Origin of the sequence: Metamycoplasma sualvi (assembly GCF_045276925.1) — a bacterium.
Lineage (GTDB): Bacteria > Bacillota_I > Bacilli_A > Mycoplasmatales > Metamycoplasmataceae > UBA710.
Genome location: NZ_CP174167.1, coordinates 298,539 through 311,357 on the forward strand (window position 1 = coordinate 298,539; position 12,819 = coordinate 311,357).

The window sequence follows — 12,819 nt, forward strand, 5'->3', positions numbered from 1 at the left end:
TCTAGATATAAATCTAGATCTTTAATATATTAAATTTCAATTATAAGTATTTATAACCTTTTGTTCGGTACCACTTACCTTTAACAATGTGATGAACTATTAATACTTGCATAATTTGCCATAATCCACCGACAATTCAATATATCTGAACCCCGGCCTCAAACAAGATGGAAATTATTATAAACACTATCATAATAATATTTTGTGTTTTATTAGCTTGTTTTAAAGCTTGTTGTTCAGCCTTATTGGAACGTTCACTCATCCGTTTCCGATTCAATAGTCTTGGTAAATAATGAGAAAGCGCTTGTGTTGCGGCAGCCATTAATAATAATGGTAGATATTGCCAAGAACCATTTAACAATTCTTTTCATGAAGTTAAGGAGAATTGAATTCCTAATCATGTAGTAGATTTAATATCTGGTATTCCTTGAACCACCCGCCAAACAGCAAAGAATATTGGCATTGAGATACATAAAGCTTTTAAAGGATCAACCATTGATACATTATTAGATTTATATAACTTAGCAATTTCTTGTCTTTTTCTTTGTTCCATTTCACGATTACCCTTAAATGGAGCATATTTAGCATCAATTTTAGCTTTTTTAGGATTCAATTGTTGTTGTTTGTGTGAAGAGAATAAAGTTTTATAAGTAAATAATGTAACAATAATTCTTGTTAAGAGAATTGCAACAACAATTGCAATAACTCCACCTCAACCATTTAATGGTCCTAAACCTGTAGTCATACCATTAATTACAAAAGATAAAGGTCAAACAATTAAACCATAAAATGGACCTAGACCTCAAGCTCCACCTCAAGAAAAAATTGGTTTTTGTGCTGCTGATCCTGTTCCTAAAACAATATTTCTTTTATCATTTATTTGAGGTTGGAAAACAATTTCAAACTCTTGATTAGGAGTTGATGGATAATAATCTGATGTTTCATCTGAATAGACTTGTTTTTTAACTCCAAATCCTAATTGAGTCATTAATGAAACTATTTCATTTTGATATGTCAATATTGCATTTTTTTGTTCAATTGTAAATAAAGAATTTGCATCTATTGCTCTTTGATCAATACCATTATTATTAATTCTGTATTTTTGAGTTAAACCTTGTAAATTACTTTTGCTTATAACTTTATAAATATCTTGAACGCTAGAATTAGAATTAATAGAACCTGAAAGAACTTTGTTATAAAAAGAAAACATTTGAGGATTTTTTAAAATCAAATTATTCATTGTTTGATAATAATCACGAGCAAATTTTTCTGAATTAAATAATCCAACAGCATCTTTACTTAAAGTTGCCACTTCAGCATTTAAAGCATATTTAAAATTATTAATTCTTTCTAAATCAGTAATTTGAACATAAGTATCTGAATCAATAATTCCATCACCATTAGCATCTTTTGTTACATATTGTCCGCCAACAACTTCTACTTTATATGGTTGATTATTAATAATTTCATATGCTTCAAAAGCATTATTAATAGATGTTGATCCTAAACCATAAAGATCTTTTTCTTCATTAGATAAAGAATCAAAATTATCTGGTCTTGCTACTGTAAATAAACAAATATCTTGTAGAACATTTTTATATTGATATCCTAATCCTTCTTGATTTAAATATTGTAATATTTTGTCATTAATAAAAATATATCCATTATCACCTTGAATTAAACCTTTAGCATTTAATGATTGACTATTATTAGCAATATTAGTAATATCATTACCATCTTGATCAATTATTCTAATTGTTGAAGAATAATTATTATATGCTCCATAAAGATTAGCAACGTCTTGATTGTAATCAGTTAATAATTGCTTTTTAATTGCTACAATATCTTCTCTTGGAGTTAAATAGTTAGCATTTTCTACTTTAACTAATTGATAAATATCTTCATCTCTTGTTTCATAGTTACCATTAGCATCAATTTTTATTTTTCCATTTTGATCATATATATAGCTTGTTTTTTGAGTTTTTACTAATTGATATGTATTAACATGAGGAGCAATATCATCTTTAGAATTGTATAATTCAACCCCGGACCCAACTGTAGAACTTGTTCTTAAAACACAAGATTGAATAAATCCTGTGATCCCTAAACCTGCTAAAAATAAATAAATAACAATAGAAATTCATTTTCAAATTTTTTTAAATCTTTCTCTAGGTGAAATACTTTTAAAGTTTGTAGTATTAGGCCTTGATGATTGATTTAAAAGTGAATCAAATTTACTAGATCTTTTATTTGCAGAAGAAAAAGAATTAGTTTCTAATTTAGGTTTATTATTTTCTTTGCTTTTATCATTTGCTTTTTTCACTTTATTAAATTCCTATTTATTTTAATTATTTAAATTTTTGAAACATTTTTATAATTTGCTCTTTTTTTTCATCAATTGTTAGAGATAAATACTCTTTTCTAACAATTAATACTAATTTATATTTAATATTCTTATATTCAACATATGAGTCTAAGATTCATTTAATTTGTCTTTTAATAAAATTTCTTTTAACTGCATTAATAAATTTTTTTGGAATAGAAATACCTATTTCAAAATGATCACTTTTTACATAATAAATAATCAAATATTTATTAATGATTTGTTTTTTTTTATTAATTATTTTTTGAAATTCTAAATTTTTTTTTAGAATATTTTCTTTTTTCATTAGTGACTAGAAACGGTTAAATGAGCTCTTCCTTTAGCACGACGATTAGCTAAAACTTTTCTTCCACTAGCTGTAGCCATTCTAGCTCTAAATCCATGAACTTTTGCATGTTTTCTTTTGTTAGGTTGATATGTTCTTTTCATGACTTTCCTTTCTTTTAAATAAATTGAATATTAAATATTAATAATATAATGTTTAAATATTTTATCAAAATATTTTATATTTAATTAATTTATTGCTAATTATAAAATTACCAATTTCAATACCGATAATTCCTTGTATTTCATAATTTTACAATATTTATCAAAGTTGAAATATTCGGTGGGTGTCTTTCTTTTCTAATAATTTAAAGTATTTTTGTAGCTCTTCTTGAGTAACGGTGGTTCCCAATTTGTATTTACTAGTATTTTGTAAATAAGTTTTTGCATTAATTACAAGTGCAATTAGATCACAATCATCTTGGGTTAAATTTTTGAAAGATTTGCCTTTTGGAATAAATTTTCTTATTTGCTTATGTTTTTGTTCAATTGAACCTTTTTGTCAAGAAGAATATGGATTAGTGGAAAATCATGGAATATTTAATTTAACTAGGTCATAATTTTCAGTTCCATTGTCTGATGTAATCGATTTGATTTCTTGATTCATATTTTCGATGTTATTTTCTACTGCTTTTAAAAATTCATCACTTTGTTTATTTTCATAAATAGTTATGGATAATCTTCTAGATTTTCGATCAATCATTGTAGAAAGATATTTATTATCAGTTTTAGTTCCTTCTACAGTATCTACTTCAACATCACCATATCTAATTCTTTTATTGATAATTTCATCTCTTTGATCAATGGGTATTGCAATTACTCTTTTGCCTATTTTATGGGGTTTTTTATAGTATTTACCATGCTTTAGGTATGGAAATATTCTTAATGTTACTCCACTCATTTTATTTTGCCTAATTAAGTGATATAAATGCTTTGGAGAATAATATAATCCTAATTTCTCTTTGATTATCTTGGATAAGGTTTTGGCAGAAGTTTTATTGCCGGTTGCTTTAGCTACTGTTCTTATCAATTTAGCAACTTCTAAGTGTTTAGATAAGCAATTTTGTTGTTTTATTATTTCTAATTTTTTTCTCTTATTATTTAATCTATTAAGATAAATATTTGAATCATAATAATATAGTTTATAAGAATAATTTTTTATTTTTTTATAACAATAAGTTTTAGTTTTAAAAAGCATTTTTCTAATTGTTTCAACAGAATAATTTGTTGCTTTTGAGATGAATTCATATCTTTTCATCATTTTTGGAATAAAGTTTTCTTGAGAAGAATCAGATATTTGATTCATTAATGCAAAAATTAAATTAATTTTTTCTAATTCTTTTTCAAATATAAATTGAAGTTTCATATAATTTAGTTGTCCTTTTCGGTTTTTTTATATTTTACAAGGACAGCCAGGGAGAAATCTCTGGTTTTTTATTTATCGGTATTTAATTTGGTAAATTTATAAATTTATTGCTAATCAAAAATAAAATATAATATTAGCATTAAAAATAATACAAGAAAAATACAAAAAGAGGTAATATGAAAATAGCTATTGCATGTGATCATGCTGGATACAAATTAAAAGAAACAATCAAAGAATTATTACTATCATTAGGACATGAAGTAATAGATTTTGGAACTAATCAAGAAGAAAGTTGCGATTTACCTGATTTTATTTATCCAGCTTCTTTAGCAATTGCTAAAAAAGAATGTGATAAAGGGATTTTTGTTGATGGAGTAGGATATGGTTCTGCTATGATAGCTAACAAAATTTATGGGGTTTATGCAGCTGTTGCTCAAGATCCATTTGTAGCTTCTTTAGCTTCTTCTCATTCCAATACCAATGTTTTATGTCTTGGAGGAAAAGTAATTGGAGAAGCTATCGCTATTGAAATTGTAAAAACTTGATTAAATACTAAATATCTTGCTAATGAGAAAAAATATACTAATCGTGTAGAAAAAGTTGTATCAATTAATAACAAACACTTAAAAAAAGATATTTAAATTTAAAAATTGTGTTTCACCTGAAAATAAATCATCTTCGTAATCAATAACTCATTTTTTGTTATTAATCAAATAATCACAAGCCTCTTGTCTTGCTGCATAGTACTTGCATCTAGATTTAATACTTGTTTAATAATTATATCTTTTATAATTAGTCTCTTTTATAGTTATCTAATAGAATTGTTTTAATATTTTCTTTTTTTCTTTTTATAGATAACAGTTCCACCAACACCAGCAGCTATTGCTCCAGCTGGTGCTAAAGTAGAAGCTAAAATAACTGTAGTTAGATTATTTGATGCATTAGATGGTTTATAACTTAAAACAAACGATCTAGAACTTAGATATTCACTAGGATTATTTTTATCATTGATTTGAATAGTTAAAGTTAAACCTAATTGATTATCTGGTTCTGATAATTGATTAACAATAAATTGATAATCAAATTGATTATCATTACCATTTCAATTATTTAGATATTTAGTAATGCTATTTGGATCATTTAAAATTCCATTTATTTCATCTTGATTAAATTGCTTATTGACACTTAAATCCAATTGATCAATTCTATTTTTTTCTTCTTTTAATGCTTGATTTATATTTGTAGTTATTTGATAATTCAAATTAAATTGATTTGTAGTTTTAGAAATAGTCAAATCATTTTTTAAAGTAACTTTAATATTAAAAGTGAATTTATTATTTGCTTTACCAAAACTAGTTATTTCATAGTTGTATTTACTTGAATTTAAAGTAACTAAATTTCAATTTGATAAATTATTTACAAAATTAGAATTGTTAATTTGATCAATTTCTTGTTGACTAAAAGCATTGTTAGCTAAAGATAAAGTTAAATTATTAATTCTATTAATTTCTTGTTGTAATAACTCTTGTTCAGATTGTTCTGATTTGATTTGATAAGACAAAGTAAATAAATTAGATGTTTTAGTTATGGTTACATTTTGTTTTGATACTTTAATATTAAATGTAAATTGATTATTTGAATTATTAAAATTAATTATTTCATAGATAAATCCTGTTGTTTGAACTCATCCATTAATATTTTGTAAAATGTTGTTTTGATTAATATTATTAACTTCCTCTTGAGTTAAAATTGGATTTTTCAATGATAATGATAAAGAATTAATTCTATTAATTTCATTTTGCATTTCAACTTCTTCAGTTGGTGGAGTAATTGGAGCACCTTCTTTTAATCAAATATTTTTAGTAAAATAATCTGTTACTACTGATGCTCTTGATGTTTTATCAGTAATTTTAATTTTGAATTTATATCCTAGAAAAGTTTCACCATCTACATTTGGATATAATTTTTTAAATTCTAAAACTTCATAATTAAATTTACCATAATTTAAATTGAAATTACTAATGTTTGTTAATAAATTATTTTGATTAATAGCTTCAAAATCTTGCATATAGCCTTTATAATTTTCCAACTGATCAATTCATAAATAATTATAACTTTGTAATCTATTTTTTTCAGCTTCTAATGGATTTGCAACAAAATTAGGATTTTGATTTTCTTTAACAATTACTTTAATTTTAAATAAAGAATGATGCGACTCTTTTATATCCATATTATTTTTAAAATAATATACAAAAAAGTATTCTCCTGGTGTGGATGTATCTATATTAGAATAAATAATAGATTGATTATAGACATTAGTAACAAAGTCGTGTTCTAAAATTCCCATTTTGAATTTTTTATTAACATCATTAATTAATGCAGAATGCAAATCATCTCCTTGAATTATTTCAATATCTTTTGCAATTACATATGTTGGAGATTCTGGACTAATTCTATATATTACTTCAGTTTGATTATCAGTTATTCCTTCATATAAGTATGATTGATCAGGTGATATAACTGAGTTATTTCAATTATTATTTTCATTATTTGAATCATTAAGGGTTTCCAAATTGTACAAGAAGAAATCTGATGATTTAGGAATAAATTTTTGACCTTGATACACTTTAACAAATTTTTCTTTAACAACTTTATTGCTATCATCTACTAATTTTAATTTTAAAGATTTAGAAGGTAATGCATCATAATAATAATTAAATACTAGATTTTGTCCATTTATAGCAATATCTTTATTATCAATTTTACTTTTTGTTTCATCTAAACGATATCCATTGAATAAAATTTTTTCTAATTTAAATTTTTCTCCATTTCTTTTAATTAAAATAGAAGGTTTAATATTTGGAAGTGGTTGATTTGTTTTACTATCTAAAAAATTAATGGTAACAGTATGAAGTTTTTTACCAAAATTTTGACCCCAATTATATTCTTGACTTAAATAATAATAATTTAAACGATCATAATTAGTTGCTAATACTTCATTTGTATCACTATCAATAACTTCACCAATAATTTTATTAACTTCACTTTTTACTTCTCCCAAAGTGTTAGAGGTAATTAATTTTAATTGTTTTATTTCTCCCGGTTCTATGCGATAAGTTTCTGAAAATTCTTGAAGCCCACCGTTTCCTGAAACATAAACTCTTAGTTTAATATTTTTTGGTTTAGTAGTCATATTATCTACAACAGTACGAAAATCTAAATGTTTATTTTTTCCTCTTTGAATATTAAAATCATAAAGTTCTATTGTTCGTAAATAACTTGTAGAATAAAAAATATCTGAATATGTTGGTCGATCATCTGAAATTGTTAATTGAGGATCGGCAATATAAAAATATTCATTTTGAGTAATATTTACTCCTCTTTTAATTATTTGATGAAGACAAACTTCACAAAAATCTCAAGAAGGTTGATGAGAATCTAACATTGTACACTCACCTGAAGGAATATATTGATTTGTTTTTGTAGCAGGAGTAGAAGTTGGTACTAATCCAACTCCTCTAAAATTTAAAAATTCTTTTCAAGAAATATTTTCTTCACTAGTATCTGTTATTTGAATTCTATTTACACCAGTTGGTTGATTTCCATCATATTCATCAGCCAATCCTCATATTGAATGTCCCATTTCATGAATGTGAGTTGATGAATGGTTTGCAGTTGTGGCTAAATAAAGAGATGGAGCATTAGCTCTACCATCTCCTTTATTTCTAATTACTGCAGTAGTAGCAAGAGTAGTAATTCCACCATCTTGTAAAAAATTGTTAGATAAATCATAATTTAATACATTTACTTTAGTATATCCACTAAGTGGCATATAAATATGCGAAGAAGATGAACTTGATGTAGTATACATACCCAAAAAAGTATCTTTACTATTTACAATACTATTATTATCTTTGAAATTGGGTTGAATTGAATATACATTAATTTTATCATTCAAATATGTTTGAAATGGTATTCTTGTTCCTCAATTTAAATGAGTTTGAGTTTTATACTCATTATAAGTGCTAGGATAAGTTGTTGACAATCAAGGAATTACAACATTTTTATGTATAAAATCTGAAAATGTATTTGGATTTTCATTAGGACCATAATTATCACCCAAAAACAAAACATTAATTGCATCTGCATCATTGGTTACTTTTCTTAAAGTTTGCACATCATAAAGAGGACCCACTTTAGCTGTAGGATAAATATTGTCATCTACATTACTAATAGCACTTTTAAATGTTAAATAAATTTGATCTTTATTGTTGATTAATACAGGTAATAAAAATAAAGGACAAATTGAAGTGGTTATTAAAATCTTCTCTAATCTACTTTTTTTAGCCATAATAATTATTATAATAACAAATTTAATATAGAATTAATTAATAAAATATATTAGTTATTTTGATTATCAATAATATTAAAATAATATTAGATTAAAATAATAATTAATATTAAATGTACAAGGAGAGTTAATATGTGTACTGCAATAAAATATAAAAATAATTTTTATGGTAGAAATTTGGATCTTGAATATGAATTACCATGAACAAAAGTTATAATCATGCCAAAAAATTATTTATTAAAATTTAAATCTAATAATGAAAATATTGATATTAAATATTCCCTTATAGGAATGGGGATGATTGCAAATGAATATCCATTATTTTATGATGCTATGAATGAAAAAGGAATGTTTATGGCTGGTTTATATTTTAATGGTTATGCAAAATATTTTGAAAAACAGAATGACAAAAACAATGTAACACCTTTTGAATTTATTCCTTACATATTAGGTTCATGTTCATCGGTTGATGAAGCAAAAAAAATTTTACAAAATGTTAATATTGTTGATATTCCATTTAGCAAAGAAATACCTCTAACCCCATTACATTGAATAATTTGCGATGATAAACAATGTATTGTAGTGGAATCTACAAGTGATGGATTACAAATTTATGACAATCCTTACAAAACATTAACTAATAACCCTAGATTTAATTTTCATTTAGAAAATATGAATAATTATGTTAATATATCACCTGATTCTAGAACAAATCTATTTGATTCTAATATTAAAATTATTTCTAATGGAGCTGGAACAATAGGTTTACCAGGATCTCTTACATCACAAGATCGTTTTGTAAGAGCAGCTTTTACTAATTCAGTTTCTACATCAAATAATAATGATGAAGATATTAGTCAATTTTTTCATATTTTAGATTCTGTTGCTCAAACAAGAGGTACAGTGCATGCTCATGAAAATAAGAATGAATTAACTGTTTATTCTGATTGTTATGATTTTAATAATAAAACTCTTTATTATAAAACTTATTCAAATAATAGATTGACAGCAATATCACTAAATAATAGTTATGACAAAAATAAATTAACATCATATGATCTTGAATTAAAACAAGATATTAAATGAGTTAAATAAACGAAAGCTATATTTATACAAATATCTGTGCAATATATCAATATATATGTTTAAAAAAAATAACTACTTCAAATAGAAAAGAGAAAGAGCTTTAATTATTTAAGCTTTATATGATGATTTTGTATCATGATATAAAAAGCTATTAAAAATGTTTTAATAACATTAATTGAGAAGTTTGATCAATTAGTATTAATAACGTAACATTCAATGATAAAGCAAAATATTTTATAAAAAATTGTTTATCATTGAATGATTTTATTCTTAACCAGATATAATTTTAGCTTCACCTTCATGTAAACCATATAAAACATACTATTTTTAAATCAAATGTTAAATTAAATTTAAAAAAAAGAAAAAAGTAAAAGTAATAAAAATCATATGGCTCTTGAAAATTATTCTAAAAGAAGTTCTATTCCAGAATTGTTGATAAAAGATATTAGTATACTTTAACAATAAATATTTTAATTAACTATCTATATCTAGTGTATTAAATCATATTCAATAAAGTAACTATATTAGCTTGTTAAAAATCTTTATTGTTAAATTTTGCCAATATACTTTAGCACACCAAAAGCTATCAACTATTGGTAAGTTGCTTTCATATTAATATATTATCTACCTAAGCCACCACCTATAAAGTCTGTTGTACTTCTAAAGTGAATGTCTACAGATACAGTAACAGACTGGATTCCTGAAATATATGCTGTCATTTTATTGCCTTGAGCATCCACATATTGATATTTTAGAATTTCACCTGAAGTTGAAAAAGTAAATTTAACATTTTTAACATTATAATAAGTGTATTCACCTTCTTTAGTAATTCACATACCACTATCATATGCTAGTTGTGGTACAGTTTTTCATTCAAAATAAAACATTATGTTATTAAATGATGGTGTTACTTGTTTAATAAGAGCAGAAATAATATGAATATTACTTAAGATATAGTCTTCCATGTCATATCTACTATTAACATCAATATAAATAGGTTCATCAATTGGAGGTAATGGTTTTTGATTATTATTATCTCCACCATTATTAGATCCACCTGTTGATCCGTCGGGGTTTGAATTACTATTATCTCCATTACCAGGAGTTGAATTACCTCCACCATTGATAGATCCATCATTGTCAGATCCGCCAGGTTGATTGTTATTATCTTCACCAGGTGTTGAAGGCAATCCTTCTACTGCATTATTGTTATTGTTTCCACATGAAACAATTGACATTGGAACCACTGCTAAAGCAGCAATACTTGTTGTACTAATTAATAATTGTTTTAATTTCATATTTACCTTCTTTTTGTTAAATAAAATGTAACAAAATAAATTATAATACCAAAATAATATCAACTATTGATAAGTTGCTTTCATATTAATATATTTTAATATATTAGCTACCTTAGCCACCTATAAAGTTTGTTTTACTTCTAAAGTGAAGGTCTACAGATAAAGTTATAACTCCTCCGTCTCTTGTTGAAATAATTCCTTTTTGAAGTGTATTATTTTCATAAAATTGATAATTTAGAACTGGTCCTCCTACATAAGTAAATGTAATACTTTTAACATTGTAGTAAGTGTAATTATTATCTTTAGTAGTTATCATACCTTTATCATATACTAGTGATGTTAATTTATCAGTTCATTGGTGAGAGAACGGTACTGTCTTATATGATGGTCTGTTTAATGCTTTTTTAATAAATTCAAAAGCAATATTACTATTTGCTAAGATATATGCTGCCATTCCGTCTTTACTATTAACATTAATATATTTACTTGAAGTATCAACATCTCAACCAGGTTGATTGTTATTATTTCCGCCATTGTCAGATCCACCTGTTGATCCGCCGGGGTTTGAATTACTATTATCTCCATTACCAGGAGTTGAATTATCTCCGGCATTGTCAGATCCGCCTGTTGATCCGCCAGGTTGATTGTTATTATCTTCACCAGGTTTATTATCTCCATCATTTGCTGGAGGTATTCCTTCTACTGCATTATTGTTATTGTTTCCACATGAAACAATTGACATTGGAATCACCACTAAAGCAGCAATACTTGCTGTACTAATTAATAATTGTTTTAATTTCATATTTACCTTCTTTTTGTTAAATAAAATGTAACAAAATATATTATAACACAAAAATCTCTATTAGTATGACTAATAGCAACCAAGAGTTAAAGTATACTAATATACATTATCATACCAAAATCATAGCAACTATTGATAAGTTGCTTTCATATTAATATATTTTAATATATTAGCTACCTAAGCCACTGAAAGGTCTGTTTTACTTCTAAATTGAAGGTCTACAGATAAAGTTATAACTCCTCCATTTGGTGTTGAAATAATTCCTTTTTGAAGTGTGTTATTTTCATAAAATTGATAATTTATAATTGCTCCTGCTGCATAAGTAAATGTAATACTTTTAACATTGTAGTAAGTGTATATATCATCATTAGTAGTTTCCATATTGTTATCATATACTAGTGATGTTAATTTATCAGTTCATTGGTGAGAGAACGGTACTGTCTTATATGATGGTCTTTTTAATACTTGTTTAATAAATTCAGAAACAATATCACTATTTGCTAAGATATATGCTGCTATTCCATCTCTACTATTAACATTAATATATTTACTTGAATTATTATTATCTCCATTGCCAGGTGTTTGTGGCAATCCATCTACTGCATTATTGTTATTGTTTCCACATGAAACAATTGACATTGGAATCACCACTAAAGCAGCAATACTTGCTGTACTAATTAATAATTGTTTTAATTTCATATTTACCTTCTTTTTGTTAAATAAAATGTAACAATATAAATTATAACACCAAAATGTCTATTAATATGAGTAATAGCAACTAAGAGTTAAAGTTTACTAATATACAATATCACACCAAAATTGGTTGAGTGATACCACATATTAATACTTTAGTTTATGGTTGGTTTATATTTTAAAGGTTATGCAAAATATTTTGAAAAACAGAATGACAAAAACAATGTAACACCTTTTGAATTTATTCCTTACATATTAGGTTCATGTTCATCAGTTGATGAAGTTAAAAAAATTTTACAAAATGTTAATATTATTATTTTGGTCTAATATATCAACATTTAATGAATATTCTCCTATTTGCATAAAAGAAAAAGAAATAGCTTGTTAATTTTTGTTTGTTAATGTTAGATTAGAATCTTTTGTTGATCAAAAAAACGATTAATGATGTCATAAATAGAAAGAGCATTGACAATTCATATAAAATGATTTAAAATGCTTATAATGCCTTGGCACATA

11 protein-coding genes are annotated in these 12,819 nt (G+C 24.9%); 3 read left to right on the forward strand and 8 right to left on the reverse strand.

The features are described 5' to 3' along the window. Positions 1-40 precede the first annotated feature (40 nt). From yidC to ACJA29_RS01445, 4 genes are all read right to left on the reverse strand, one after another. The gene (gene yidC / locus ACJA29_RS01430; RefSeq protein ID WP_406602843.1) at positions 41-2,323 is read right to left on the reverse strand and encodes a membrane protein insertase YidC; all 2,283 of its coding nucleotides are present in this window, start codon (positions 2,321-2,323) and stop codon (positions 41-43) included. A gap of 25 nt (positions 2,324-2,348) precedes the next feature. Further along, the gene (rnpA, locus tag ACJA29_RS01435; RefSeq protein ID WP_406602844.1) at positions 2,349-2,669 is read right to left on the reverse strand and encodes a ribonuclease P protein component; all 321 of its coding nucleotides are present in this window, start codon (positions 2,667-2,669) and stop codon (positions 2,349-2,351) included. Continuing rightward, positions 2,669-2,812, reverse strand: a complete 144-nt coding sequence (rpmH, locus tag ACJA29_RS01440) for a 50S ribosomal protein L34 (RefSeq protein ID WP_406602845.1) — start codon at positions 2,810-2,812, stop codon at positions 2,669-2,671. The genes rnpA and rpmH overlap by 1 nt, the downstream gene beginning before the upstream one ends. Positions 2,813-2,969: 157 nt before the next feature. Continuing rightward, positions 2,970-4,073, reverse strand: a complete 1,104-nt coding sequence (locus ACJA29_RS01445) for an IS30 family transposase (RefSeq protein WP_406602846.1) — start codon at positions 4,071-4,073, stop codon at positions 2,970-2,972. A gap of 176 nt (positions 4,074-4,249) precedes the next feature. On the opposite strand from ACJA29_RS01445, the gene ACJA29_RS01450 reads away from it, so the two are divergent. After that, the gene (locus tag ACJA29_RS01450; RefSeq protein ID WP_406602847.1) at positions 4,250-4,714 is read left to right on the forward strand and encodes an RpiB/LacA/LacB family sugar-phosphate isomerase; all 465 of its coding nucleotides are present in this window, start codon (positions 4,250-4,252) and stop codon (positions 4,712-4,714) included. A gap of 185 nt (positions 4,715-4,899) precedes the next feature. Here the strand turns inward: ACJA29_RS01450 and ACJA29_RS01455 are convergent, their stop codons facing one another. After that, complete coding sequence (locus ACJA29_RS01455) at positions 4,900-8,424, reverse strand: hypothetical protein (protein WP_406602848.1); 3,525 nt, start codon at positions 8,422-8,424, stop codon at positions 4,900-4,902. A 132-nt stretch (positions 8,425-8,556) separates the two neighbouring features. Here ACJA29_RS01455 and bsh point away from each other — a divergent pair, with 132 nt between their 5' ends. Then, on the forward strand, positions 8,557-9,519 hold the full coding sequence (gene bsh, locus ACJA29_RS01460) for a choloylglycine hydrolase (RefSeq protein WP_406602849.1): 963 nt from the start codon (positions 8,557-8,559) through the stop codon (positions 9,517-9,519). Positions 9,520-10,130: 611 nt separating this feature from the next. On the opposite strand, the gene ACJA29_RS01465 is transcribed toward bsh, so the two are convergent. The 3 genes from ACJA29_RS01465 to ACJA29_RS01475 all read right to left on the reverse strand — a co-directional run bounded on the left by ACJA29_RS01465 (position 10,131) and on the right by ACJA29_RS01475 (position 12,309). Further along, a complete protein-coding gene (locus ACJA29_RS01465) occupies positions 10,131-10,808 on the reverse strand; it encodes a hypothetical protein (protein WP_406602850.1) in 678 nt (225 codons plus the stop codon). Positions 10,809-10,920: 112 nt separating this feature from the next. Next, complete coding sequence (locus ACJA29_RS01470) at positions 10,921-11,610, reverse strand: hypothetical protein (protein WP_406602851.1); 690 nt, start codon at positions 11,608-11,610, stop codon at positions 10,921-10,923. 177 nt (positions 11,611-11,787) lie between these two features. Continuing rightward, positions 11,788-12,309, reverse strand: a complete 522-nt coding sequence (locus ACJA29_RS01475; RefSeq protein WP_406602852.1) for a hypothetical protein — start codon at positions 12,307-12,309, stop codon at positions 11,788-11,790. Between the two features lie 156 nt (positions 12,310-12,465). Between ACJA29_RS01475 and ACJA29_RS01480 the strand changes: the two genes are divergently transcribed. Next, positions 12,466-12,630 (forward strand): linear amide C-N hydrolase, encoded by a 165-nt coding sequence (locus ACJA29_RS01480; RefSeq protein ID WP_406602853.1) that lies wholly within the window; start codon positions 12,466-12,468, stop codon positions 12,628-12,630. The last annotated feature ends 189 nt before the right edge of the window (positions 12,631-12,819 follow it).